This window comes from Mycolicibacterium nivoides (genome assembly GCF_003855255.1).
Lineage (GTDB): Bacteria > Actinomycetota > Actinomycetes > Mycobacteriales > Mycobacteriaceae > Mycobacterium > Mycobacterium nivoides.
The window spans coordinates 3,485,679-3,510,197 of sequence record NZ_CP034072.1; the positions used below are offsets into that span (position 1 = coordinate 3,485,679).

General features: G+C 68.5%; 30 protein-coding genes and 1 riboswitch. Of the genes, 18 read left to right on the top strand and 12 right to left on the bottom strand.

What is annotated here, in order from left to right:
* Positions 1-20 precede the first annotated feature (20 nt).
* From EH231_RS16715 to EH231_RS16730, 4 genes are read left to right on the top strand one after another with little or no spacing between them, the layout of a single operon-like run.
* A complete protein-coding gene (locus tag EH231_RS16715; protein ID WP_124712812.1) occupies positions 21-638 on the top strand; it encodes an ECF transporter S component in 618 nt (205 codons plus the stop codon).
* On the top strand, positions 635-2,119 hold the full coding sequence (locus tag EH231_RS16720; RefSeq protein ID WP_124712813.1) for an ABC transporter ATP-binding protein: 1,485 nt from the start codon (positions 635-637) through the stop codon (positions 2,117-2,119). Before EH231_RS16715 ends, EH231_RS16720 begins: the two co-directional genes overlap by 4 nt.
* Positions 2,116-2,859: an energy-coupling factor transporter transmembrane component T family protein gene (locus tag EH231_RS16725; RefSeq protein WP_234927279.1), complete on the top strand. Its 744-nt coding sequence runs from the start codon at positions 2,116-2,118 to the stop codon at positions 2,857-2,859. The genes EH231_RS16720 and EH231_RS16725 overlap by 4 nt, the downstream gene beginning before the upstream one ends.
* Entirely contained in the window at positions 2,846-3,397 is a 552-nt protein-coding gene (locus EH231_RS16730) for a nucleoside/nucleotide kinase family protein (RefSeq protein WP_124712814.1), read from the top strand. The genes EH231_RS16725 and EH231_RS16730 overlap by 14 nt, the downstream gene beginning before the upstream one ends.
* Here the strand turns inward: EH231_RS16730 and EH231_RS16735 are convergent.
* Both EH231_RS16735 and EH231_RS16740 read right to left on the bottom strand, forming a co-directional pair.
* Positions 3,394-5,052 (bottom strand): FAD-dependent oxidoreductase, encoded by a 1,659-nt coding sequence (locus EH231_RS16735; protein ID WP_124712815.1) that lies wholly within the window; start codon positions 5,050-5,052, stop codon positions 3,394-3,396. The genes EH231_RS16730 and EH231_RS16735 overlap by 4 nt on opposite strands.
* A 30-nt stretch (positions 5,053-5,082) precedes the next feature.
* On the bottom strand, positions 5,083-6,099 hold the full coding sequence (locus EH231_RS16740) for an AurF N-oxygenase family protein (RefSeq protein WP_164480920.1): 1,017 nt from the start codon (positions 6,097-6,099) through the stop codon (positions 5,083-5,085).
* Between the two features lie 122 nt (positions 6,100-6,221).
* On the opposite strand from EH231_RS16740, the gene map reads away from it, so the two are divergent.
* The 5 genes from map to EH231_RS16765 all read left to right on the top strand — a co-directional run bounded on the left by map (position 6,222) and on the right by EH231_RS16765 (position 10,829).
* Positions 6,222-6,986 carry a type I methionyl aminopeptidase gene (gene map, locus EH231_RS16745; RefSeq protein ID WP_124712816.1) on the top strand — a complete coding sequence of 255 codons (765 nt, stop codon included), beginning with the start codon at positions 6,222-6,224 and terminating at the stop codon, positions 6,984-6,986.
* A 22-nt stretch (positions 6,987-7,008) separates the two neighbouring features.
* Positions 7,009-8,115, top strand: a complete 1,107-nt coding sequence (serC, locus tag EH231_RS16750; protein WP_090426888.1) for a phosphoserine transaminase — start codon at positions 7,009-7,011, stop codon at positions 8,113-8,115.
* A 92-nt stretch (positions 8,116-8,207) separates the two neighbouring features.
* On the top strand, positions 8,208-9,023 hold the full coding sequence (sepH, locus tag EH231_RS16755) for a septation protein SepH (RefSeq protein ID WP_124712817.1): 816 nt from the start codon (positions 8,208-8,210) through the stop codon (positions 9,021-9,023).
* A gap of 43 nt (positions 9,024-9,066) precedes the next feature.
* On the top strand, positions 9,067-9,873 hold the full coding sequence (locus EH231_RS16760; RefSeq protein ID WP_124712818.1) for a TIGR03620 family F420-dependent LLM class oxidoreductase: 807 nt from the start codon (positions 9,067-9,069) through the stop codon (positions 9,871-9,873).
* A 44-nt stretch (positions 9,874-9,917) separates the two neighbouring features.
* Positions 9,918-10,829: a class I SAM-dependent methyltransferase gene (locus EH231_RS16765; RefSeq protein WP_124712819.1), complete on the top strand. Its 912-nt coding sequence runs from the start codon at positions 9,918-9,920 to the stop codon at positions 10,827-10,829.
* 22 nt (positions 10,830-10,851) lie between these two features.
* Here the strand turns inward: EH231_RS16765 and EH231_RS16770 are convergent, their stop codons facing one another.
* The 3 genes from EH231_RS16770 to EH231_RS16780 are packed head-to-tail and all read right to left on the bottom strand — an operon-like array spanning position 10,852 to position 12,397.
* Positions 10,852-11,127, bottom strand: a complete 276-nt coding sequence (locus EH231_RS16770) for a DUF2537 domain-containing protein (RefSeq protein WP_090426877.1) — start codon at positions 11,125-11,127, stop codon at positions 10,852-10,854.
* Positions 11,124-11,969 (bottom strand): TrmH family RNA methyltransferase, encoded by an 846-nt coding sequence (locus EH231_RS16775; RefSeq protein WP_124712820.1) that lies wholly within the window; start codon positions 11,967-11,969, stop codon positions 11,124-11,126. Before EH231_RS16775 ends, EH231_RS16770 begins: the two co-directional genes overlap by 4 nt.
* Positions 11,966-12,397 (bottom strand): Rv0880 family HTH-type transcriptional regulator, encoded by a 432-nt coding sequence (locus EH231_RS16780; protein ID WP_090426871.1) that lies wholly within the window; start codon positions 12,395-12,397, stop codon positions 11,966-11,968. Before EH231_RS16780 ends, EH231_RS16775 begins: the two co-directional genes overlap by 4 nt.
* Positions 12,398-12,482: 85 nt before the next feature.
* Between EH231_RS16780 and EH231_RS16785 the strand changes: the two genes are divergently transcribed.
* Positions 12,483-12,746 carry a DUF2530 domain-containing protein gene (locus EH231_RS16785; protein WP_090426868.1) on the top strand — a complete coding sequence of 88 codons (264 nt, stop codon included), beginning with the start codon at positions 12,483-12,485 and terminating at the stop codon, positions 12,744-12,746.
* A gap of 9 nt (positions 12,747-12,755) precedes the next feature.
* Positions 12,756-13,208 (top strand): SRPBCC family protein, encoded by a 453-nt coding sequence (locus EH231_RS16790; protein WP_124712821.1) that lies wholly within the window; start codon positions 12,756-12,758, stop codon positions 13,206-13,208.
* Between the two features lie 7 nt (positions 13,209-13,215).
* Here EH231_RS16790 and EH231_RS16795 read toward each other — a convergent pair whose 3' ends face one another.
* A complete protein-coding gene (locus EH231_RS16795; protein WP_090428743.1) occupies positions 13,216-14,016 on the bottom strand; it encodes a DUF3027 domain-containing protein in 801 nt (266 codons plus the stop codon).
* A 141-nt stretch (positions 14,017-14,157) separates the two neighbouring features.
* Between EH231_RS16795 and EH231_RS16800 the strand changes: the two genes are divergently transcribed.
* Entirely contained in the window at positions 14,158-15,771 is a 1,614-nt protein-coding gene (locus EH231_RS16800; RefSeq protein ID WP_090428740.1) for an MFS transporter, read from the top strand.
* Positions 15,768-16,280, top strand: coding sequence for a DUF2771 domain-containing protein (locus tag EH231_RS16805; protein WP_090426861.1), 513 nt, complete (start codon positions 15,768-15,770; stop codon positions 16,278-16,280). The genes EH231_RS16800 and EH231_RS16805 overlap by 4 nt, the downstream gene beginning before the upstream one ends.
* Here EH231_RS16805 and EH231_RS16810 read toward each other — a convergent pair.
* Together EH231_RS16810 and EH231_RS16815 are read right to left on the bottom strand one after the other, a co-directional pair.
* Entirely contained in the window at positions 16,277-17,299 is a 1,023-nt protein-coding gene (locus EH231_RS16810; RefSeq protein WP_124712822.1) for a glutathione S-transferase family protein, read from the bottom strand. The two genes, EH231_RS16805 and EH231_RS16810, sit on opposite strands and share 4 nt — an antisense overlap.
* 52 nt (positions 17,300-17,351) lie before the next feature.
* Positions 17,352-17,762 (bottom strand): cold-shock protein, encoded by a 411-nt coding sequence (locus EH231_RS16815; RefSeq protein ID WP_044520322.1) that lies wholly within the window; start codon positions 17,760-17,762, stop codon positions 17,352-17,354.
* 163 nt (positions 17,763-17,925) lie between these two features.
* Between EH231_RS16815 and EH231_RS16820 the strand changes: the two genes are divergently transcribed.
* The 4 genes from EH231_RS16820 to EH231_RS16835 all read left to right on the top strand — a co-directional run bounded on the left by EH231_RS16820 (position 17,926) and on the right by EH231_RS16835 (position 20,857).
* Positions 17,926-18,318: a YccF domain-containing protein gene (locus EH231_RS16820; protein ID WP_090426856.1), complete on the top strand. Its 393-nt coding sequence runs from the start codon at positions 17,926-17,928 to the stop codon at positions 18,316-18,318.
* On the top strand, positions 18,315-19,403 hold the full coding sequence (moaA, locus tag EH231_RS16825) for a GTP 3',8-cyclase MoaA (protein ID WP_090426853.1): 1,089 nt from the start codon (positions 18,315-18,317) through the stop codon (positions 19,401-19,403). The genes EH231_RS16820 and moaA overlap by 4 nt, the downstream gene beginning before the upstream one ends.
* Positions 19,404-19,667, top strand: coding sequence for a MoaD/ThiS family protein (locus EH231_RS16830; RefSeq protein WP_044520338.1), 264 nt, complete (start codon positions 19,404-19,406; stop codon positions 19,665-19,667). It abuts the gene before it with no gap.
* 247 nt (positions 19,668-19,914) lie between these two features.
* Positions 19,915-20,099: riboswitch (cyclic di-AMP (ydaO/yuaA leader) on the top strand.
* 8 nt (positions 20,100-20,107) lie between these two features.
* A complete protein-coding gene (locus EH231_RS16835) occupies positions 20,108-20,857 on the top strand; it encodes a transglycosylase family protein (RefSeq protein WP_090426850.1) in 750 nt (249 codons plus the stop codon).
* A 3-nt stretch (positions 20,858-20,860) separates the two neighbouring features.
* Here EH231_RS16835 and EH231_RS16840 read toward each other — a convergent pair whose 3' ends face one another.
* From EH231_RS16840 to EH231_RS16855, 4 genes are all read right to left on the bottom strand, one after another.
* Entirely contained in the window at positions 20,861-21,289 is a 429-nt protein-coding gene (locus EH231_RS16840) for a molybdenum cofactor biosynthesis protein MoaE (RefSeq protein ID WP_090426848.1), read from the bottom strand.
* Between the two features lie 66 nt (positions 21,290-21,355).
* Complete coding sequence (locus EH231_RS16845) at positions 21,356-21,832, bottom strand: MogA/MoaB family molybdenum cofactor biosynthesis protein (protein WP_164480922.1); 477 nt, start codon at positions 21,830-21,832, stop codon at positions 21,356-21,358.
* Positions 21,829-22,302, bottom strand: a complete 474-nt coding sequence (gene moaC / locus EH231_RS16850; protein ID WP_124712823.1) for a cyclic pyranopterin monophosphate synthase MoaC — start codon at positions 22,300-22,302, stop codon at positions 21,829-21,831. Before moaC ends, EH231_RS16845 begins: the two co-directional genes overlap by 4 nt.
* 2 nt (positions 22,303-22,304) lie before the next feature.
* The gene (locus EH231_RS16855) at positions 22,305-22,502 is read right to left on the bottom strand and encodes a hypothetical protein (RefSeq protein ID WP_070944746.1); all 198 of its coding nucleotides are present in this window, start codon (positions 22,500-22,502) and stop codon (positions 22,305-22,307) included.
* Between the two features lie 128 nt (positions 22,503-22,630).
* Between EH231_RS16855 and EH231_RS16860 the strand changes: the two genes are divergently transcribed.
* A partial coding sequence (locus EH231_RS16860; RefSeq protein WP_124714298.1) for a helicase-associated domain-containing protein occupies positions 22,631-24,519 on the top strand: 1,889 nt, incomplete at its 3' end.

Below are 24,519 nucleotides of genomic sequence, written 5' to 3' on the forward strand. Positions count from 1 at the left end.
TTCAGGAGCAAAGGAGATCGATGAGCACCCAGCCCGCCGGCACCACGCCGGCTGCCCGCGCGCTGAGCTGGCGGGTCGTGGACATCGTCGTCGCCAGCGTCCTCGCAACGGCGTCGGGGCTGGTGTTCGTCGTGTGGAACATCGCGTCCAACCCGATCAGCGCGCCGCTCACAGCGCTGCTTCCCGGCCTGCAGGCACTGCTCGCCGGGGGTTGGTTGTTCGCCGGCGTGCTCACCGCCCTGGTGATCCGCAAGCCGGGCGCGGCCTTGTACGGCGAGCTCGTCGCCGCCACGGTGTCGGCACTGGTCGGCAATCAGTGGGGCGTGCTCACCCTCGAGTCGGGCCTGGTACAGGGTCTCGGCGCGGAACTGGTCTTCGCGGTGTTCCTGTACCGCCGTTGGGGATTGCCCGTCGCACTGATCGCGGGTGCTGTCGCGGGGCTGGCCCTGGCCATCAACGACCTCATCCTGTGGTACCCCGGGTCGGCGAACACCTTCGCCGCGATCTACACCGTCTCGGCGATCGTCTCCGGTGCGCTCGTCGCCGGCCTGCTGTCCTGGTTCGCGGTCCGGGGGCTGGCGAAGACCGGAGCCCTGAGCCGGTTCGCCTCGGGCCGGATCGGCCCCGACGCTCGATGAGCTCACCGCACGGCACCGGTGCCACGGTGACGGCGCACAGCTGGGGCTGGTGCCATGCCGGACGCGCCAACTGGGCCGTGCGGGACCTCGACCTGCGGATCGAAGCCGGCGAGCGGGTGCTGCTGCTCGGTCCATCCGGCGCCGGGAAATCCACTCTGCTGCACGGCATCGCCGGCCTGCTCGGCGGCGCCGAGGAAGGCCGGCAGACCGGCAACCTGTTGGTCGACGGCGTCGTACCAGCTGAGCAGCGCCACCGGATCGGCATGGTGCTCCAGGATCCCGACTCCCAGGTGATCCTGTCCCGGGTCGGTGACGACGTCGCCTTCGGCATGGAAAACTTCGGTGTCGAGCGCGACCAGATCTGGCCCCGAGTCCGAACCGCGCTCGACGCCGTCGGGCTGAATCTCGGTTTGTCCCAATCCACTTCGGAGCTGTCCGGCGGACAGAAGCAACGCCTCGCGCTGGCCGGGGTGATCGCCATGGACCCCGGGCTCATCCTGCTCGACGAACCTACGGCCAACCTCGACCCCGCGGGCGTCGTCGAGGTACGGGACGCCGTCGCCGAATCGGCCGCCCGCACCGGCGCGACGCTCATCGTCATCGAGCACCGCACGGAGACATGGCTGCCGGTCATCGACCGGGTCATCGTGCTCGGCACCGACGGTGAGGTGATCGCCGACGGAACCCCCGACCAGACCATCCGGCGCAACCACGACTACCTGGTCCGATCGGGTGTCTGGGTACCCGATACCCCGCTGCCCGAGATCACCCGCCACCGATCTCATTCGGCCGAAACTCTTCTGTGCGCAGCAGATCTGGCTCTGGCGCACCCCGGCGATCCCCCGATGCACATCGGTCTGAACTTCGAGATCGATGCCGGCCAGACCACGGTGATCACCGGCCCGAACGGAGCCGGCAAGTCGACACTGGCGCTCACCATCGGCGGGCTGTTGCCCGTGCCGGCCGGCCGGCTCGAGGCGCGGGCAGGCTTCGCACCCTCGCCGTCGCGGCGACAACCCGTCAAGTGGCGGTCGAAAGAGCTGCTCACCCGGATCGGCAGCGTGTTCCAGGATCCCGAGCACCAGTTCCTCGCCGGCACAGTGCGCGACGAACTCGCGTTGGGCCCCAAAGCGATCAAGCTCGGCGCCGCCGAGATCACCACGCGCACCGACGAACTGCTCGAACGCCTGCACCTGACCCACCTCGCCGCGGTGAACCCCTACACCCTCTCCGGCGGTGAGAAGCGCCGCCTGTCGGTGGCCACGATGCTGGCGACCGCGCCCAAGGTGATCATCCTCGACGAGCCCACCTTCGGTCAGGACCGCCGCACCTGGGAGGAACTGACCCGGCTGCTGGCCGAGATCGCCGACGCCGGAACGGCCGTCGTCGCGGCCACCCACGATCTGGACTTCGCCGCTCTGCTGGCCGACGCCCGGCTCGAGCTGCCGGACTGGGACCCCACCGCGGAGACGCCGTCGTGATCAATCCGGTCGCACGACTGCTGACTGCCCTGATCATCGCGGGTGCCCTGGTGCTCTCGGTGGACTGGGTGTCGGCGCTGACGGCACTCGTCGGTGAGATCGTGCTGTTCACCGCGGTCGGTGTGCGACTCCGCGCAGCGCTGGCCCGGAGCGCCGTGGTCGTCGTCGCGGCCGCACTCACCGCTGTCACCATCCTGCTCTACGGGCAGACCAGCGGAACCGTGTACTGGCACTTCTTCCTCGTCACCGTCAGCGACGGGTCGATCGCCCTCGCGGTGGCCACTTTCCTTCGCGTGCTGGCGATCGCGCTGCCCTCGGTCATCCTGTTCATCGACGTCGAATCGACCGAATTGGCAGACGGTTTGGGCCAGGTGCTGCGACTACCCGCCCGGTTCGTGATCGGTGCACTGGCCGGCCTGCGGATGGTCGGGCTGCTCGGGCAAGACTGGCGGTACCTCGGCTATGCCCGGCGGGCCCGCGGCGTCGCCGATCACGCCAGGGTGCGGCGGATCGCGGGGCAGTCGTTCGCGCTGCTGGTGTTCGCCGTGCGCCGCGGGTCGAAGCTCGCCACCGCGATGGAAGCGCGCGGGTTCGGCGCCTACCCACAACGGACCTGGGCTCGCCCATCACCCTTCGGCGCACGTGAATTCGCCCTGATCGCCTCGGGATTCGTCATCGCGGCAGCAGCGATCGCGGTGTCGCTGGCGTGCGGAACATGGAACTTCATTGGCACTCGATGACATCCTGCGCCGCCTCGGTGCGTCCGCGACGACGGTCCTGATCGACGGCCGTTCTGGGTCCGGCAAGTCGACGCTGGCGATCGACCTGCACAACGAGTGGACCGACAGTGTCGTCGTCCGGCTCGACGACATCTACCCGGGCTGGGACGGACTGCTCTGGGCCGCAGATCATGTGCGGCGATCACTGCTCGCGCCGCGGGCCGCGGGCCGCACCGGACGCTGGCGGCAATGGGATTGGGCGACGGCTGCGCCCAGCGGCCGGCACGCGATAGAACCGGGACAACGCCTCATCGTCGAGGGCATCGGTGCGCTCACCCCGGCCACCCGGGCCCTGGCAGATCTGGGCATCTGGGTCGATGCCGACGACGCCGAGCGCAAGCGCCGGGCACTGGAGCGCGACGGCGACACCTACCGGCCGCACTGGGACCGGTGGGCCGCCCAGGAGGACGAGTTCATCACCCGGTTCCAGCCGAGGGCGTGCGCCGACCTGATCGCGGTACCCACCGCACGCGGATTCGGATTCACCGCGCCCGGTTAGCGCAGACCGGCCAGAACCCTCTGCCGCACTGTCGGTTTCGGTGCAGTCGCTGCGACGGCGATCATCTCGTCGACCGAGGTGAACTTGTCGCGCGGCCGGTCCTCGCCACCGCGGGCGATCTCGGCGGCATCGATCGCCTGCCATCCGGCAGCGTCCACCATGGCGGGCTGGCGCGTCCGCACCAGCTTCTCCAGGGCGGCCGGCTTGTGCACCGGATCGGTCAGCACACCGGCGTTGTAGTCGTCGACCAGCTGATGCACGGTCTGTGCCGCACACGATTTGTTGGTGCCGATGAAGCCGGTGGGCCCGCGCTTGATCCAGCCGGCCACGTACGCGCCGGCCGTGTCGCGGACACGTCCGCCGTCATTGGGCACGATGGCGGCGGCGTCGTCGAACGGAAGATCGGCAATTGCCTTGCCGCGATACCCGATCGAGGTCAGCACAAGACCGGCGTCGAGCGTGCGCACCTCATCGGTACCCGTCACGCCGAATTCGATCCCGCTGACCCTGTCCTCGCCCAGCACACGCTGCGGGGTGAGCCGGTACGCCAGCCGGATCCGCGGCCGGGTCAGCGGCGCGGAGGCATCGCCCAGCTTGGCCAGGATCTCCAGCTTGTTGCGGGTCAACGGATCCGTCTCGCGGGCCAGGTCCGCCACCACCAGCTGGTGATCGGCCTCGTCGAGCACGACGTCGCAGCTCGCGGTCAGACCGATCAGCTCGGGCAGGGTGAAGGCCGACTCCGCGGGGCCGCGGCGGGCCGCGATCACGACCTCGGAGACCTTTGAAGTGCGCAGGGTCGCCAGCGCATGATCGGAGATATCGGTGCGGGCCAACGCATCCGGATCGGTGGTGAGCACCCGGGCCACGTCGAATGCGACGTTGCCGTTGCCCACGATGACGACCCGCTCATGGCTGAGGTCCACCGGCAGGTCGGTGAACTCGGGGTGTCCGTTGATCCAGGCCACCATCTCGGTCGCCGTGCCCGTGCCGGCCAGCCCCATGCCGTCGATCTCGAGCCGACGATCGTTGGGCGCGCCCACCGCGTACAACACGGCGTGGTGATGCTCCAACAGGTCGGCATGCGACAGGTGCTTGCCCACCTCGACGTTGAGGAAGAACTTGAATCCCTGCTGCTTGCCGATGACGTCGAAAAGCTGGGTGACCCGCTTGGTGCTCTGGTGGTCCGGTGCGACACCGGCCCGCACCAGCCCGTAGGGCGTGGGCAGCTTCTCGAACACATTTACCCGCACGCCGCGCTGGGTCAGCAGTTCGTCAGCCGCGTACATGGCGGCCGGGCCGGAGCCCACGATCGCCACCGTCAACGGCCCACCGGAATGCGCCGCCACCTTCGGCGCCGCGATCACCGGCGCCAGCTTGGACGTCGGCGGCAGCTTGCCTTCGCGCTTCGGGTAGAAGGCGGCGTTGAGCTCGATGAACGGCAGCTGCTTCTCGGTCAGCCGGGTGTCGGCCGCGATCGCACCGACCGGGCAGGCACTGACGCATGCGCCGCAGTCCACACATGCCTCGGGATCGATGTAGAGCATCTCGGCCGTCGCGAAGCCCGGCTCATCCGGTGACGGATGGATGCAGTTCACCGGGCACGCGTAGACACAGGACCCGTCGCTACAACACGACTGGGTGATCACATGGGGCATAAAAAACCTTCGAACCCTCCGGGAGGAGCTTTAGGCGACCGAGACCAGGTGCTCGCGCTGTGGCTCGCTACGGTAACGGCTCGGCGGCCCGTCGATCTTGCAGATCCGCCAGATGAGCTTTGCGATCGGGTTCATCAGGCCGGTGTCCTGGCAGAGCATGCGGACATCGCCGAACATGTCCCGCAGCATCTTGCGCGACTCGGGCGAACCGAAGAACAGGTCCTTGCGCACCGAGCGCGGGATGTCGAATTCCTTCCAGAACGCCCGCGGCGGCACGATGATGGCCGAGCACAGGATGCGCATGGTCAGCGGCACGAACAGCGACAGGATCCAGCGCTGTCTGCGACGCAGGTTCGGCACCCGCTTGTGCAGGTACTGGTGCGCGAACGAGATGTGGCGGGCCTCCTCGGCGACGTGAATCGCCATGACCCGTTCCATGATCGGATGCAGGGCCTTGCCCTCGCGCAGCACGTTCTTCTGCGTGTGGTCGATGGGCTCCTCGCCGGCGAGGACGCCGAAGAAGAACGGGATCGGCAGCGGGCCCGCGGCCAGCGGGATGAGCGGCTGAAGCCACTTGAGCAGCCGCGGCATGCCCGGCACATCCATGCCGATCCGGTTCACCATCTCCTGGAACATCAGGGTGTGGTTGCACTCCTCGACGGATTCGTGCAGGCAGTACCGGTACTCCGGCGAACCGTTGGGCACCCAGAACGAGTACTCCATCAGGCCGCGGATCAGGATGTTCTCGAAGTGCAGGCCCACCTTGGCGACGTTGGCCTGGCGCCACATGCCGATCTGGATCTGCCGCTCGACCGGCTGCGCCTGGTACCACGCGTGACCACCCATCGGGTCGGTCGACGGCAGGATCCAGCGCGGATCGTTCGGGATCACCGCAAACTCGGGCGAATCCCACTCGATGTCCTTGTACGGGTTGAAGTTGCGTCGCACCGACCCGTCGGACAGTGTCGCGAGCATGTCGACGTACTCAATATCGTCGCTGACGTCCATGTTCTTGCGCCAACGCCTGACCATCTTGGTCCGAGCCATGTTGCAGACCTCTCTATAATCGTCTGAGGTTTACATCTACCCACTTGTTGTACAAACGGTACCGCAGGTATCGAGTAAAAGTCCATGCCTGATTTGATTCGTTTGCCGATTGGTAACCGCACGTGGTCCATCTGAAGACAAAGCACCAGGTAGAAGCGATGGCGGCGGCCGGTGCAGTAGTTGCCGAAGCATTGCGAACCATCGCCGAAAAGGCCGGTGCAGGGCACACCACCGCTGATCTGGACCGGATCGCAGCCGAAATCCTGGCCGCACACGGCGCCGGCTCACCGTTCCTCGACTACCACCCGCGCTGGGCGCCCAGCCCGTTTCCGGCGGTGCTGTGCGTGAGCGTCAACGACGCGGTCGTCCACGGCATCCCAGGCGACACCGTCCTCGCGGACGGTGACCTGGTGTCGGTGGATTTCGGGGCAATTCTCGACGGCTGGTGCGGAGACGCCGCCCGCAGCTTCGTGATCGGCACGCCGCGGGCGGCCGACAGCGCACTGATCGAGGCGACGGATGCGGCCCTGGCCGCCGGGATCGCCGCGGTGCGACCCGGAAACACGCTGGGTGACATCGGCCACGCGATCGCGTCGGTGGCCCGCGGAGCCGGATACGGCTTGTTGGCCAACCACGGCGGGCACGGCATCGGCCGCACCATGCACGAGGCGCCGCACGTCCCCAACTCGGGACAACCCGGGGAAGGCCTGGCACTGCAGCCCGGACTGGTGCTCGCGATCGAGCCGATGCTGATCGCGGACGGCACCACGGGCTACGTCCACGACCCCGACGGCTGGACGCTCCGCAGCGCCACCGGGGCCCGCGCCGCACACAGTGAGCACACTGTGGCCGTCACCACGGACGGCGCCCGAATTTTGACGCTGTAGCGGCCGACTTTAGGCTGGTCCCATGGCTGAACTGATCATCCCCGCCGACCTCAAGCCCCGCGACGGCCGTTTCGGATGTGGACCCTCCAAGGTCCGTCCTGAGCAACTGACCGCGTTGGCCGCTGCCGGGGATCTGTTCGGCACGTCCCATCGACAGGCGCCGATCAAGAATCTGGTGGGCCGCGTCCGCGACGGCCTGCGCGAACTGTTCTCGGTTCCCGACGGCTACGAGGTCATCCTCGGCAACGGCGGCTCGACCGCATTCTGGGATGCGGCGGCCTTCGGCCTGATCGACAAGAAGTCGCTTCACCTGACCTACGGCGAGTTCAGCGCCAAGTTCGCCTCGTGCGTGGCCAAGAACCCGTTCATCGGCGACCCGATCATCGTCAAGAGCGACCCAGGCACCGCGCCTCAGCCGCAGTCCGACCCGTCGGTGGATGCCGTCGCCTGGGCGCACAACGAGACCTCGACCGGCGTCTCGGTGGCGGTGCAGCGTCCGGCCGGCGATGCGCTGGTGCTGATCGACGCCACCTCGGCCGCCGGCGGCCTGCCCGTCGACATCGCCGACACCGACGCGTATTACTTTGCGCCGCAGAAGAACTTCGCCGGCGACGGCGGCCTGTGGCTGGCCATCGTCAGCCCCGCGGCGCTGGCCCGGATCGAGGCGATCGGCGCATCGGACCGCTGGGTGCCAGACTTCCTGTCGCTGCCCACCGCGGTGGAGAACAGCCTCAAGAACCAGACCTACAACACCCCGGCCATCGCCACGCTGATCCTGCTCGCCGAGCAGATCGACTGGCTCAACGGCAACGGCGGGCTGGACTGGGCCGTCAAGCGCACCGAGGATTCCTCGCAGCGGCTGTACTCGTGGGCCGAGGCATCGAGCTTCGCCACCCCGTTCGTCACCGATCCGGCGCTGCGCTCGCGGGTCGTCGGCACCATCGACTTCAGCGATTCGGTGGACGCCGCCGCGGTCGCCAAGGTGCTGCGGGCCAACGGGATCGTGGACACCGAGCCCTACCGGAAGCTGGGCCGTAATCAGTTGCGGATCGGCATGTTCCCGGCCGTGGAGCCCGACGACGTGAGCGCCCTGACCAGCTGCGTCGACTGGGTCGTCGGACAGCTCTGAGCGAGCCTTCATCTCCGGGCCTGTCCCGCCAGCGTGTCAGCCCGGTAACGGGCCCATAACGCAGTAGGGTTCGCGCAGGAGGTTTGGTCGGTATGCGAGAACTCAGAGTCGTTGGATTGAACGTAGACGGCAGACGCATCATCTGTGAATCCGACGACTCCGCCAAGGACATGTTCAGCTTGCGTGTCGATGACCGTCTCCGCGCTGCGATGCGCGGTGACAAGGTCACCTCGAATCAGACCGACATCGATGTAGAGGTGCAGAACGTGCTGCGACCCAAGGAGATTCAGGCAAGGATTCGCGCCGGGGCGTCGGTCGAGCAGTTGGCCGAAGCAGCCGGGGTGCCTGTCGAGCGGGTCGAGCGGTTCGCCCATCCGGTGTTGCTGGAGCGCGCCCGCGCGGCCGAGCTGGCCACCGCGGCGCATCCGGTGCTGGCCGACGGCCCCTCGGTGCTGACGCTGCTGGAAACCGTCACGCAGGCCGTGGTGGCCCGAGGCCTTGACCCCGATTCGATCGCCTGGGACGCCTGGCGCAACGAGGACAGCCGGTGGACCGTGCAGCTGGCCTGGAAGGCGGGCCGGTCGGACAACGTCGCACACTTCCGGTACACCCCCGGAGCTCACGGCGGCACCGTCTCCGCATCAGACGATGCGGCCCGTCAGCTGATCAATCCCGATTTCGGCCGTCCGCTGCGTCCCGTCGCCGCGGTGCCGCACCTGTTCGACAACCACGAGACCCACGAGGTCGCGGACACGCCGGCCGCGGTGCCCGAGCAGTTCAGCCGACCGGCCGAGCCGATTCCCGCGCCTGCTCCCCCGGCACCCAAGCGCGGCCGCAAGGCCCGTCCCGCGGTTCCGGCCTGGGAGGACGTCCTGCTGGGCGTGCGGTCGTCGGGGACCCAGCCCTGATCGCTTGACCTGAAGCGTTCTTGAGGTCATAGCGTCGGCACGCATGACCTCCCTTGGCCCGATCGGGCTGGCCGGCAGCAATCCGTTCACAGAAGATGCGGCAGTGGTGGCCGACGAGGCGCGCCATGCCGAGGACCTCGGGTTCTCCACGTTGTGGCGCTCGGGCAATCTTCCGATGCTCGCCGCAGCGGTCCGCGCGACGACCTCGATCCCCATCGCCACCGGGATCATTCCGGTGGTGCGGGTGCCGGCCGCCGAGGTCATCGCCACCTACACCGAACTTCAGCGCGAGCACCCCGACCGGTTCCTCGTCGGCCTCGGCGGTGCGCACGGCCCTCAGCCCATGGCCACTCTCAACGCCTACCTGGACGAGCTCGACGTCGCGGACATCAACGCGGACCGGCGGGTGCTGGCCGCACTCGGCCCGAACATGCTGGCCCTGGCGCGGGAGCGGGCCGGCGGCGCGTATCCCTATCTGGTGACGCCGTCGTACGTGACGGCCGCGCGGTCGGCACTGGGGCCGGACAGGATGCTGGCGGTCCTCCTGATGGTCATGCCCGTCACCGACCGCGAAACAGCGCGACGCGCCGCCGCCGAACCGCTGCGGTTCCTGACGTCCCAGGGCGGCTACCGCCGCAACCTGATCCGCCAGGGTTTCACCGCGACCGATATCGACACGGTCAGCGACCGCCTGCTCGACGGAATCGCCGCCTGGGGTTCTCCCGAAGTCATCGCCGGGCGCATCGCCGAGTACCGGGACGCCGGCGCCGATCAGGTGGTGCTGCGCATTCTGGGCGTCGACGACATCGCAATGTGGCGCACGCGACTCTCCCACACCCTCCTAAGTTAGTTATAGTGTCTAATAACTAGCTTGGCTATACATCTGGAGGGGTCATGCCACGCACCGAGAACGACACCTGGGATCTGGCCACCGGCGTCGGCGCCACCGCCACCGGCGTTGCCGCGTCCCGGGCCCTGGCCTCCAACGCCGCCGACCCGCTGATCTCCGACCCGTACGCCCGGCCCCTGGTCGACGCCGTCGGGGTGGACTATTACGTGCGCCTGGCCCAGGGCGACCTGGTCGCCGACGGCGCCGCCGAGCCGCTCGATCCGCACGTGATCGCCGACGGCATGGCGATCCGGACCCGCTACTTCGACGACTTCTTCCTGACCGCCGTCGAGGCGGGCATCCGCCAGGCCGTCATCCTGGCCTCGGGGCTGGACGCCCGCGCCTACCGGCTGCCCTGGCCGGCCGGGATGACGGTGTTCGAACTGGATCAGCCTGCCGTCATCGAGTTCAAGGGCCGGGCACTCGCCGATCTGGGCGCCGCGCCGGCCGCGGAACTGCACGCCATCGGCATCGATCTACGCCAGGACTGGCCCGCCGCCCTGCGCGCCCGCGGCTTCGACCCGCAGGCTCCGACCGCGTGGATCGCCGAAGGACTGCTCGGGTACCTGCCTCCCGACGCCCAAGACCGGTTGTTCGACAACATCACCGCGCTCAGCGCACCGGGCAGCCGCATCGCCACCGACTGGATGAGCGGGCACTCCGAGCCGGCCGAGAGCCGGATACGGACACTGACCGACCACCAGCGCGAGCAGGGCCTGGAGGTGGACGACCTGTCAGAGCTGATCTTCTCCGGCGACCGCAACCCCGTCGCGGACTACCTGACCGAAACCGGCTGGCAGCCCGAAACCACCACGGCCGAAAGAATGTTCGCGGTCCACGGCAGGCCGTTCCGCCGCGACGATGCCGTCGCCGGGTTGCTCGACGCCAACTACACCGCGGCAGAGCTGGTGGCCTGAGACGTTCGGGGTCAGGCCGGGTTCAGCCCTGGGTCAACCCGATCGCCAGCAGCGCCAGCCAGCCACACGCCACCCCCACGCCCGAACCCAGGACGAACCAGCGCCACACCGGCCGGTGCCGCCAGCCCCACACGGTGGGGGCCAGCCCGCCGACGGCCACCATGTTCAGCCCGACCGCCAGCAGCGGGTGGACACGCAGCAGGCCTACCCCGAGCACCACGATCGCCGCACCCAGCACCACGGCTACGAAGGCGGCCACCGTCAATCCGGTCCCCCACGGCGTGGAATCGTCGGTCACGGAGTCAATCTAACGCGATCTCGGCTCCCGAGCCTGGCACGTTCATAGAACGCGAGCGCCGCCGCCGTGGCGACGTTGAGCGAATCGGTGCCACGCGACATCGGGATGCGCACCCGCACGTCGCTGGCCCGCATCGTGTGCTCGGTCAGACCCGGGCCCTCGGCGCCGACCAGAACCGCCACCCGGTCGCCGTCGAGCTGCGACATCGCCTCGGACAGCGTCGCGGCAGCCGGATCCGGCGTCATGGCCATGAGCCGAAACCCGTTGTCCCGCAATAGTTCCAGATCACCGGGCCAGGATTCGGCCCGCGCGAAGGGAACCAGCAGGGCATGGCCCATCGACACCCGCACCGCCCGCCGGTACAGCGGATCAGCACATCCCGCACCGAACACCACCGCATCGACCGCCAGCCCGGCGGCGTTGCGGAAGATCGACCCGAGATTCTCGTGGTCGTTGACCCCTTCGAGCACCGCCACGGTGCGCGCCCCGGAAATCACCTGCGCCACCGACAACTCGGGCGCCCGCGAAGCCGAAGCCAGCACGCCACGGTTGAGGTGGAACCCGACCGCGGCGGCCATCACGTCCGCACTGGTCCGGTAGAACGGGACATCCACGCCCTCGAGGTCGGCGGCCAGCTCCGTCAGGCGCCGGTCGGTGCCGAGCAGCGCACGCGGGACGAACCGGGAGGCCAGCATCCGCTGAGCCACCAGTACCCCTTCGGCGATCACCAGACCCTTGCCGCTGGGTAGATCGGGCCGGCGGTCCACGCTGTTGAGATCGCGAAAGTCGTCCAACCGGGTATCGGACGGATCCGCTATATCGATGACCTGCAGCAGACTCACGCGCCTTCGAGAACCATGGCGGACATCAGATCGGTGGCGGTGAGCAGAGTCTGGCGTTCATCGGGATCCAGCCGCAAGAGCTGGGACTTGAGCCACTCCTGGCTGGCCCGGCGCTCGGCCTCCACCAGGGTCATCCCGGCCTGAGAGGCAGACACCACGATCTGGCGTCCGTCCACCGGATGGGCCGTGCGGGCCACCAGACCCAGCTCGGCCAGTGAGGCGATCACCCTGGTCATCGACGGAGGGCGCACCCGTTCGCGCACCGCCAGGGCACCCGGCGTCATCGCGCCCTCCTTGACCAAGGTGGCCAGCGCCGAGAACTGGGTCAGCGAAACCGGGGATTGCGCACGCCGCGTACGTAATTGACGCGCGAGACGGACAACCGCCAGAGCCAGGTCATTCGCGAGCCGCGCATCCGGATCCTTCACATCGGAAATAATACTGAGGCTGCGACAGTAAAGGGCTAAAACCAAGACCAATGAATCCCCATCGCATCGGATACGTTGGTCACCGATGACCGAGGACACCAACGACACGTCGGCGCCGCAGCCGCCGGCCCTGCCCGCCGCGTTGCTGGAGCCGTGGCCCGTGATCGTCGTGATCGCCACGGGCTGGCTGATCGCGACCGTCGTGGCCTTCACCGTCAGCGGTCTGCAACACTGGCGGCCGTTCACAATCGCCGGGCTGGCGATCGGCGTTCTGGGCACGACTATCTTTCTGATCCAGCGCCGCGCGGTGCGCCGTGGATCCCGCGGTGCGCAAAGCGGATTGACCTGAGGAGACACCATGGCCGCACCACTTCTGCAAGCCACCGTCGACATCGACGCACCGGTCGACAAAGTGTGGGGGCTCATCTCGGACCTGAGCCGGATGCCGCAGTGGAGCCCGCAGTGCCGGTTCATGAAGACCCTCGGCCCGCTCCGCCCGGGAACCCGCACGTTCAATCTCAACCGGCGGAAGTTCATGTTCTGGCCCACCACGTCACGCATCACCGAGGTCGTCGACAACAAGAGGCTCGCGTTCCTGGTGGAGGGCAACAACACCGTGTGGAGCTACGAACTGGAGCCGACCGCCACCGGCACCCGCGTGACCGAATCCCGTCACGCCGAGAACGGCACGACAGCCGTGTCCAACGCTCTGGTCGGCGCATTGTTCGGCGGAGTCCCGAGCTTCGAGGACGAACTCGTCGACGGGATGAACGCCTCGCTGGCGCGGATCAAGGCCGCCGCCGAGAACTGAGCAGAGCTCAGTCGACCACGTCGAGCACACCGTCGTCGTACGGCTCATACATCGGCGAGCCGGTGCCGGGCGGTTGCGGGGTGTCCGAATGGGCCCCGCAGCCGTACTCGGCCTCCACCACATGCCCGTCGGCCGACAGATCGTTGGCGCACACACCGAACATCAGGCCCAGCGCACCGCCGAGCGGTAGGTAGAACCCGCAGTCGCGGCACACCCGGCGCGTGGAGCGGGCCATCGCCGAACCCGGCCCGTAATCGCCGTCGTGCCAACGCTGCGCTGCCTGCCCGCGACCCCACTCACTGAGCACCTGACGCCTGCCGAGGCCGAGCTCGAGGTCGAGGGGCACGTCGTCGATCAGCGGATCCCCGGTGGCCACGTAGCCCGGGACCAGACGCGGATCGTTCGGCGGCGGCGCCAGCAGGTCGCCTGGCCCGAGATCACCGGGACGGATCCGCTCCTCCCACGGCACCCACTGCGGCGCCAGCAGCGCCGTCGGCCCCGGAATCAGGACCAACTCGCTGATCGTCGCGTGATCGGCGCCCGGGTAGGCCGCCACCACGACGGCCCACTGCCAACCGCGGTAACCCGGCAGATCGGCCAGGAATCGGTGCGTGGCCGAGGCGGCATCCTCGACGCTCACGCCGAGGTATTCGCCCACGGTGCCCTCGCCGCTGAACTCGATCAACGCCGCACGGGCTTGCTCGGCGGCACCAAGAAGCAACGCCTCCTGCTCCTGCGACGGCACTTCGGGGCCGGCCGTCAAGCCGGAGTCGGGAGTCTGCTCAGCAGATTCGGTCACGCTTTCCATTGCCTCCATAGTGCCTGATCGGGGCAACCCCAGGCCACACCGGTCGGCTGTCGGCCGCCTGCGCGCCCGATAAGAGAGAATCAGGGGGTGACCTACTACCCGCCGCGGCCGCCGGCCGATCACGGCGCGGAACATCCCGGAATGGCGAATTACCCCAGCGACGAGACGCCGCGCCGGCCACCCAGGCAATCGGTACCCAGCTCCAACCGCTGGCTGCCGCCACTCGATGAGCAACACACCGCTGCGTATTCGGCACCCGACGACCCACCGCCGTCGCGCGGGGTCGGGTCGGCGGCCGGCGAGAAGGTCACCGTCACCCGGGCAGCCGCGGCGCGCAGCCGCGAAATGGGCTCGCGAATGTACGGTTTCGTGCACCGCGCCGCCACTGCCGACGGCGCCGACAAGTCCGGGCTGACCGCACTGACCTGGCCGGTGGTGGCGAACTTCGCCGTCGACGCGGCGATGGCCGTGGCGTTGGCCAACACGTTGTTCTTCGCCGCCGCCAGCGGCGAGTCGAAGGGCAAGGTCGCGCTCTACCTGCTGATCACCATCGCCCCGTTCGCGGTGATCGCCCCGCTGATCGGGCCCGCGCTGGACCGCCTGCAGCACGGCCGCCGGATGGCGCTGGCCGCCTCGTTCGCGTTGCGCACCGTGCTGATCGTGGTGCTGATCGCCAACTACGACGGCGCCACCGGAAGCTATCCGTCCTGGGTGCTCTACCCGTGCGCGCTCGGCATGATGGTGCTGTCCAAATCCTTCTCGGTGCTGCGCAGCGCGGTCACCCCGCGTGTGCTGCCGCCGTCGATCGACCTGGTCCGGGTGAACTCCCGGTTGACCACCTTCGGCCTGCTCGGCGGCACCGTCGTCGGCGGCGGCATCGCCGCGGGCGCCGAATATTTGTTCAACGTGGCGCAACTGCCCGGAGCGCTGTACGTGGTCGTCGCGGTCAGCGTCGCCGGCGCGGTGCTGTCCATGCGGATCCCCAAGTGGGTCGAGGTCACCGAGGGCGAGGTGCCCACCACGCTGAGCTATCACGGCCAATCCGGCAGCCCGGGCGAGATGCGCAGGCACCCCGGCAAGCCCAAGGCCGAGCGTCAGCCGTTGGGCCGCAACACCATCACCGCGTTGTGGGGCAACTGCACCATCAAGGTGATGGTCGGATTCCTGTTCCTCTACCCCGCGTTCGTCGCCAAATCGCACGATGCCAGCGGCTGGGAACAGCTGCTGATCCTCGGCCTGATCGGGGCCGCGGCCGGGATCGGCAACTTCGGCGGCAACATCGCCGCGGCCCGGCTCAAGCTCGGCCATCCCGCTCAGCTGGTGGTGCGGGCCGCTGCCGCGGTCACCGCCGTCGCGCTGGCCACCGCCCTGACCGGCAACCTGCTGGTGGCTGCCGGGGCGACACTGGTCACCTCCGGCGCCAGCGCCATCGCGAAGGCCTCACTGGACGCGTCCCTTCAGGACGACCTGCCCGAGGCCTCGCGGGCCTCGGCGTTCGGCCGGTCGGAATCGGTGCTGCAGCTGGCCTGGGTGGCCGGCGGCGCCACCGGGGTGCTGATCTATACAGACCTCACAGTCGGGTTCACTACGATCACGGCCGTGCTGATACTGGGCCTGGCGCAGACCATCGTGAGCTATCGCGGCGAATCACTGATTCCCGGCCTGGGCGGTAACCGCCCGGTCCACGCCGCGCGAGAAGGCGGCGGCACCCGTCCCCCGACAGCACCGACGACAGCACAGTGGGAGTCCCGATGAAGCGTGCCCTGGCGATCCTTGCGGCCGTGGTCGTGCTGGCGATTGCAGGCACCGCGGTCGGGGTCTGGCGGCTGCACAGTTCACACGGGGACCAGCTGCCGGAGATCAGTGCGTACTCGCACGGGCATGCGGTGCGGGTCGGTCCGTTCCAGTACTGCGAGGTGCTCAACCTCGACGACTGCAAGGAGCCGCGCGATACGGGCGAGCTGCGGGTCACCAAGGAAAGTCCGGTTCAGCTCTCGGTGCCCAGTTCGGTCGCCCGGGCACCGTGGCGGCTGCTGCGGGTGTACGAGAACCCGATCGACACGACGGTCACGTACTACGCACCCAAGACGACGCTGGCCGTCACCATCCCCACCGTCGATCCCAACCGGGGCCGGCTCACCGGGCTGGCGGTCCAGATGCTGACCCTGGTGCAGGACCAGAACGGCGAGGAGTTCGCGCTGCCCCACGCCGAGTGGTCGGTCAGCACCGTCTGGCCGGACCGCGAGCCCGCGGACGCGCGCTAACCCGCTGAGTGCCCGGCCGGCACCCGCTCACCCTCAGGCGTCGGCCCGGGCGGAGTTCCATCGCCGAAAGGCCTGCCGCCCAAGGATTCCCGGCCGTGTGGTGTCAGCCAGTTGGCCAGGTCCGGACCCTTGGGCACAATCTGCGTCGGATTGATGTCCGAATGCACGATGTAATAGTGCTGCTTGATCTGGACGAAGTCGACGGTGTCACCGAAGCCCGGCGTCTGGAACAGATCCCGCGCGTACGCCCACAGCACATCCATCTCGGCGAGCTTGGCCCGGTTGCACTTGAAATGGCCGTGATAGACCGGATCGAACCGGGCCAGCGTGGTGAACAGGCGCACGTCGGCCTCGGTGATGGTGTCGCCCACCAGATAACGCTGACTGCGCAGCCGGTCGGTCAGCCAGTCCAGCGCCGTGAACAACCGGTCGTAGGCGGCGTCATACGCCTGTTGTGAGCCTGCGAACCCGCAGCGGTACACGCCGTTGTTCACCTCGGTGTAGATCCGCTTGGCCACCGTATCGATCTCCTCACGCAACGGCTCGGGATACAGCTGTGGCGCCCCCTCACGGTGGTACGCGGTCCACTCGGTGGAGAAGTCCAGCGTCATCTGGGCGAAGTCGTTGGTCACCACGGCACCCGAGGCAACCTCGACGATCGCGGGCACGGTGATGCCCTTCGGGTAGTCGGGGTCACGCTTGAAGTACGCGTCCTGCAACCGCGGAATCTTGAGCACCGGGTCGAGCCCGCCGGGGTCGAGGTCGAACGTCCAGCTGCGCGCATCGTGCGTCGGGCCGCAAAAGCCAATGGACAGAGCACTTTCCAGACCCAGCAGGCGTCGCACGATGATTGCGCGGTTGGCCCAGGGGCAGGCACGCGCGACGATCAGCCGGTACCGGCCCGGCTCGACCGGATAGCCGTCACGGCCATCGCGCGTGATCCTGGTGGTGATGTAGTTGGTATCGCGGTGGAACTCGCCGGAAGTGGACTTGTCGGCGACGTAGGTGCCCTGGGCCATACCTACATATTGGCCGCACAGTGCGCCGAGCAACACCCGGCGAACCAAAGGATCAGGCGTCGAGCTCCTGCGCGACGGCCTTGACCACTTCGGACACCCGGCGCGCGACCTTGCGGTCGGGGTAGCGCCCCTTGCGCAGCTCGGGCTGCACGATGTCCTCGAGCAGCGTGATCATGTCCGACACCATGCCGTGCAGCTCATCGGGAGTGTGCTTGTGCTCGGGACGCTCGGCCTCGCGGCGGGTCCGGCTCAGGCTCGGCGGCGGGTCGATCAGCTTGAGGCTCAACGCCTGCGGGCCACGACGGCCGGCGGCCACGCCGAACTCGACGCGTTGACCGGCCTTGAGGCCTTCGACACCCGCGGGCAACGCCGAGGACCGCACATAGACGTCCTCACCGTCCTCCTGGGACACAAAGCCGAAGCCCTTTTCGGCGTCGTACCACTTCACCTTGCCGGTCGGCACTGCTACTCACCCGCTCGTCTTGTCAGAACTACCTACACACATAAAGCTCGCGTCCCGTCAGCGCCGGGACGCGATGGAGCGATCTTACTCGGCCCTGGCTGGGTGCTTCACCCCTATTACTCGGTAGGCTTGGAACCACCTCTGGAAGAGAGATGCGCCGGCAATGCGAGTGATACTGAACATCATCTGGTTGGTCTTCGGCGGCCTGTGGCTGGCGCTGGGATATCTGCTGGCCGCGCTGATCTGTTTCGTCCTGATCATCACCATCCCGTTCGGGTTCGCTTCGCTGCGCATCGCCTCCTACGCCCTGTGGCCGTTCGGCCGAACCATCGTGGACAAGCCCGGCACCAGGCCCGGCGCCCTGATCGGCAACATCATCTGGATCGTCCTGTTCGGCTGGTGGCTGGCGTTGGGCCATCTGGTGAGCGCGGTGGCCATGGCGGTAACCATCATCGGAATCCCGTTGGCGCTGGCCGATCTCAAGCTGATCCCGGTCTCGCTGGTGCCACTGGGCAAGGAGATCGTCCCGGTCGACTCGCTGAAGGCCGCGGTATGACCCTGACTCCACTCGGGTTGCCCACGGTGCATCGATCCGACGGACCGGCCATCGGTGCGTCTCTCGCCCCAGCCCCGACAATTGGCCCGCTGGTCGACACCTACGGCCGCGTCGCCACCGACCTCCGGGTCTCCCTGACCGACAAGTGCAATCTGCGATGTACCTACTGCATGCCCGCCGAGGGGCTGGACTGGTTGCCCGGAGAGGCACTGCTCAGCACCGCCGAACTGAACCGGCTGTTGCGCATCGCAGTCACCCGGCTGGGCATCACCAGCGTGCGGTTCACCGGTGGTGAGCCGTTGGTGACACGCCACCTCGAGGATGTGGTGGCCGCCGCCGCGGCGCTGCGCCCGCGCCCGGAGATCACCCTGACCACCAACGGCATCGGGCTGGCCCGGCGTGCCGCCGGCCTCAAACAGGCCGGGCTGAACCGGATCAACGTGTCGCTGGACAGCGTCGACGCCACCCACTTCGCCCGGATCACCCGCAGGGACCGACTGGCCGACGTGCTCGACGGCCTGGCGGCCGCCAAGGCCGCCGGACTGCAGCCGGTGAAGGTCAACGCGGTGCTCGACCCGGTCTCGGGTCTCGACGACGTGGTGAACCTGTTGGGCTACTGCCTGGATCACGGATACCAGCTGCGGATCATCGAGCAGATGCCGCTGGACGCCGGGCACACCTGGCAGCGCGGCACCGTGATCGACTCCGAAGCCATTCTCGGCACCCTGCGCCGCCACTTCGACCTGCGGCCCGATCCGAAGCCGCGCGGCTCGGCGCCGGCCGAGCTCTGGCAGGTCGCGGCGAGCGCTGATCACCCCGCGGGCACCGTCGGAGTGATCGCGTCCGTGTCGCACGCGTTCTGTTCGGACTGTGACCGCACGAGGCTGACCGCCGACGGCCAGATTCGCAGCTGTCTGTTCTCCACCGAGGAGAGCGACCTGCGCGCGCTGCTGCGCGGTGGCGCCGACGACGCCGCCATCGAAACGGTCTGGCGGACGGCGATGTGGGCAAAGCCCGCGGGACACGGGATCAACGACCCGGATTTCGTGCAGCCCGTGCGGCCGATGAGCGCGATCGGCGGCTAGATGACGGAGCACACCGTGGCCGTAACGGTCCGCTATTTCGCCGCTGCCGCCGCCGCGGCCGGAGTTGATACGGAAACGTTAGGTTTGGCCGAGGATTCGACGATCGCGACGCTCGTCGAGCATCTCAGCGGTCGCGACGCGGAGCTCGCGCGCGTGCTTAAGCGCTGCTCATACCTGTCGGACGGCATGGCCGTCCGCGATATGGACAAGCCGCTGTCAACGTCTCAAACCATTGATGTGTTACCGCCATTCGCCGGCGGTTAACGTGATTTGCATCACATAACGAAATGGTCACGAGCTGGCTACAGCGAGGTGGAGCATCGCGCCCACCTGCGACAACGCGGAAATAACCTGCGCCTTTAAACAACTTTTAGAGTTTGCTCAGAGGCAAAACGCCCGAGGCCGCTAAAGGTGACGGGATTGCGGGGAGCCGTTACCGTTCATTCCCAAGTCAACCGACCCTAATCAGTTGACCCACCCTCATACCGACGCGCCGAGCTCCATCCATCGGGCGAGGGTCACGACGAACAACAAGGATGGAGGCGGGGGACCCAACCGGTCCACCGATTTATTTCAGGACCAGGAGCCGCTTGCGGCCCCTTGGGGTGAAGCCGTCGCCGTTTCGACGACGCCGGCCGGGTGACCTCTCCCATCCGAACCCGACAGCTGACCTCGTGGGCGCATACGAGAGGACCTTCACGCTTATGAGTGGACGGCATCGCAAGCCCACTTCCTCGTCTTCAGCAAAGAATGTCGCCAAGATCGCCTTCACCGGAGCTGTGCTCGGTGGTAGCGGCCTCGCGCTGGCCGGACAGGCCATGGCCGCCACCGACGGCGAGTGGGACACGGTAGCCCGCTGCGAGTCCGGCGGTAACTGGGCGATCAACACCGGCAACGGCTACCACGGCGGGCTGCAGTTCTCGCCGAGCACGTGGCGTTCCAACGGCGGTGGCGAGTACGCCCCGTCTGCCTACATGGCCACCAAGGAACAGCAGATCGCCGTCGCCGAACGCGTGCTGGCAGGCCAGGGCAAGGGCGCTTGGCCGGTCTGCGGCCGCGGCCTGTCGGGCGCCACCCCGCGCAATGTGGTCAGCCAGCCCGAGCCGGCCCCGCTGGATGCGCCCGCGGTCAACGGTGAACTGCCGCCGCCGCCCGAGGCACCGGCACCCGAGGCCGCCCCGATGGACGCCCCGCTGCCGGCCCCCGAGGCTCCGGCACCGGCACCCGAGGCCGCCCCGATGGACGCCGCGCTGGCCCCGGCCCCTGAGGCCGCCCCGATCGCCGACGCCGCTCTGCAGGTGCCGGCTCCTGAAGCGCCCGCTCCCGCCCCTGAGGCCCCGGCCCCAGCCCCGGAAGCGGCGCCTGCCCCCGCACAGCCGGTCAGCTACGTCGATCAGATCCAGCAGGCCATCGAGAATCAGGGCCTCGACGGCAACATCGTCATCAACAGCTGAGTTTCAGGCCGAGCCGACCCACTCGTCGGTGCCGTCGGAGAAGTACTGGTGCTTCCACACCGGTAGCCGCTCTTTGACGGTGTCGACGAGTCGGGCACAGGTTTCGAACGCCGCCCTGCGATGGTCCGCTGACACAGCGGCCACCAGGGCGGCGTCTCCTATATTCAGGGTTCCGATGCGGTGGCTGACCGCGATCGCGCGTACCCCGGTGGCCTGCGCGGCCACCTCGGCGGCCACCTCTTGCAAGGTTTGAAGGGCATCGGGGTGCGCGGAGTAGTCGAGCCGGGTGACCGAGCGGCCGCCGTCGTGATCGCGCACCACCCCGCAGAATCCGACCACTGCTCCGGCTGCCTCGTGGGCCACCAGGGCCTCGTATTCGGTCAGCGAGATCGGTGTCTCGGTCAGTTCGACCCGTATGACGGATGCGCTCACCGGCAGGTCCTTCTCCTCTTCGCGCAGGCGCTCACCGGCAGGCCCTTCTCCTCTTCGCACAGGCGCTCATCGGTGGTCCTTTCCGCCCAGCTGGTCCAAGGCATGCTCCAGCACGCCGGCCAGCACGCCCAGCCCGTCTTTGACCCCGCCCGGCGATCCGGGCAGGTTGACGATCAGGGTGCGCCCGGCGACACCGCAGACGCCGCGGGACAGCACCGCGGTGGGCACCTTGTGTACGCCGGCACGCCGGATGGCATCGGCCAGTCCCGGTATCTGATAGTCGAGCACCGACATGGTGGATTCCGGCGTCGCATCGGTGGGCGAGATGCCGGTTCCGCCGGAGGTGATGATCAGGTCGACGCGCTCGGCCAGGGCGGCGCGCAAGGCGTCGCCGACGGCGTGCCCGTCGGCGACCACCACCTGCTCGGTGACGTCGTAGCCGCGATCGGAGAGCCAGCCGACGATGAGGGGGCCCGTCCGGTCGTCGTACACCCCTGCCGCGGCACGGGTGGAGGCGATGATGACCCGCGCCGAACGCGTCACTGAGTAGTTCTTTCCCACAATCCCGTTTTACCGCCTTCTTTGCGCACCACTTTGATGTCGTCGATGCACGCGGCGGGGTCGACGGCCTTGATCATGTCGTACAGCGTCAGCGCGGCGACGCTCACCGCGGTCAGGGCTTCCATCTCGACCCCGGTGCGGTCGGTGCTGCGCACGGTGGCGGTGATGGCCACCGCTGCCTCGCGGGCGTCGAAGTCCACGTCGACGCCGGTCAGAGCCAACTGATGGCACAGCGGGATCAGATCGGGGGTCCGCTTGGCGGCCATGATCCCGGCCACCCGCGCGGTGGCCAGGGCATCACCCTTGGGCAGGCCGCCCGAGGCGATGAGGGCCACCACATCCGGCCGCGTGTGCAGGGTGCCCACGGCCTTCGCGGTGCGTTTGGTGACGTCCTTGGCCGAGACGTCGACCATGTGTGCCGCGCCGGACTCGTCGAGGTGCGACAGTCCCACTGTTACCTGTTGACGACGGTGGCCGACTGGATGAAGGGCAGCTCGTCGGCCGGCAAGGGGAAGGTCACATCGCCGAACGGCGACAGTGCGCCGGTGCGGTCGGTGGCGAGCTCACTCACTGCGTGATCATCGCCGTCGGAAAGCACGGGCCAGCCGTTGTCAACGTAATGGTTCTTCTTGTTGTCAGCCACGCCCCACATTGTGGCAGGCGCCTGCGCCGGAGGCGAGACCGGCGGGCAGGATCGCAGCCACCGGGGGATGGCTCGGCGGGCAGGAGCGCAGCGACCGGGGGGAGGTCCAGCGCAGGCTGCTTTACGCTGGTCAGGATATGACCGCCGCACAGACTCCCGGATTCCCGCTGGGTGCCTGGCTGTCCGACCTCGACGACAAGGGCCTCATCCGCCTGCTGGAGCTGCGGCCCGACCTGAGCCAGCCGCCACCGGGAACGATCGCCGCGCTTGCCGCGCGCGCCACCTCACGTCAGTCGGTCAAGGCTGCCACCGATTCCCTGGACTTCCTGCGGCTGGCCGTCCTGGACGCGTTGCTGGTCCTGCATGCAGATACCCACCCGGTCCCGGTGTCCGAGGTGAGCGGACTGTTGGGTGAGCGCGTCGACTCCGGCGACGTGACCACCGCGCTGGAAGATCTGCGCGAGCGGGCCCTGGCGTGGGGCGAGGCCGCCGTCAGGGTGGCGCCCGAAGTGGCGTCGGGCCTGCCGTGGTTCGTCGGCCAGGCCGCCGTGGAGACCACAGAGCGCAGCGCCGACGAGATCGCCGAACTGCTCGGGGGGCTCGACGAGGCCCAGAGCGAACTGCTGGCCCGGCTGCTGGAGGGCTCACCCATGGGCCGAACCCGCGACGCTGCGCCCGACACCCCGCCCGACCGGCCGGTGCCTCGCCTCGTGGAGGCCGGGCTGTTGCGCCGCATCGACGCCGAGACGGTGATCCTGCCCCGGGTGGTCGGCCAGGTGATGCGCGGCGAGGCGCCCGGACCGGTGGAGTTGACCACGCCGGTGCTCCAGACGACGTCGACGACGGCTGCCGATGCCGATGCGGTGGCCGCCGGTGCCGCCATCGACCTGTTGCGCGAGATCGACCTGATCATCGAAACCCTCGGCAGCGCACCGGTTCCCGAGCTGCGCAACGGCGGACTCGGGGTGCGCGACGTCAAGCGGCTGGCCAAGACCACCGGCATCGACGAACCACGCCTCGGCCTTCTCCTGGAACTGGCCGCGGGCGCGGGGCTGATCGCTGCGGGGATGCCCGATCCGGATCCGGGTGACGGGACCGGGCCCTACTGGGCGCCGACGGTGGCCGCCGACCGGTTCATCGAATCCCCCACTGCCGTGCGCTGGCACCTGCTGGCGGCGACGTGGCTGGACCTGCCGGCGAGGCCCGCCCTGATCGGCAGCCGCGGCCCGGACAACAAACCCTTTGCCGCACTGTCGGATTCGCTGTACTCGACCGCGGCTCCGCTGGACCGGCGGCTGATGCTGAGCGTGCTGGCCGAACTGGCTCCGGGCACCGGAGTCGACGGCGCCGAGTTGTCCCGGGCGATGGTCTGGCGCCGTCCGCGCTGGGCGATGCGTCTGCAGCCGGCCACCGTCAGCGGGCTGCTCGCCGAGGCCCATTCGCTGGGCATGGTGGGCCGCGGTGCGATCAGCACGCCCGCCCGCGGTCTGCTGGCCGGCGACCCCGACGAGGACGTATTGGCCGCGATGGCCAAGGCGCTGCCCAAACCACTCGACCACTTTCTGCTGCAGGCCGACCTCACGGTGATCGTGCCCGGCCCGCTGGAGCGCGATCTGGCCGAGCACCTGGCCGAGGTGGCCACCGTCGAATCGGCGGGCGCGGCGATGGTCTACCGGATCAGCGAACCGTCCATCCGGCGCGCACTCGATGCCGGGCGGACCGCCAGCGAGTTGCACTCCCTGTTCGAGAAACACTCGAAAACCCCGGTGCCGCAAGGGTTGACGTATCTCATCGACGACGTGGCACGCCGCCACGGCCAGCTGCGCGTCGGGATGGCCACGTCGTTCCTGCGGTGTGAAGATCCCGCGCTGCTGGCCCAGGCGGTCGCCTCGCCAGGCGCCGACCGCCTTGAGCTGCGCCTGCTGGCCCCCACTGTGGCGGTGTCTCAGGCACCGATCGCCGACGTGCTCACGGTGCTGCGCGAAGCCGGGTTCGCGCCGGCCGCCGAGGACTCCACGGGCACCGT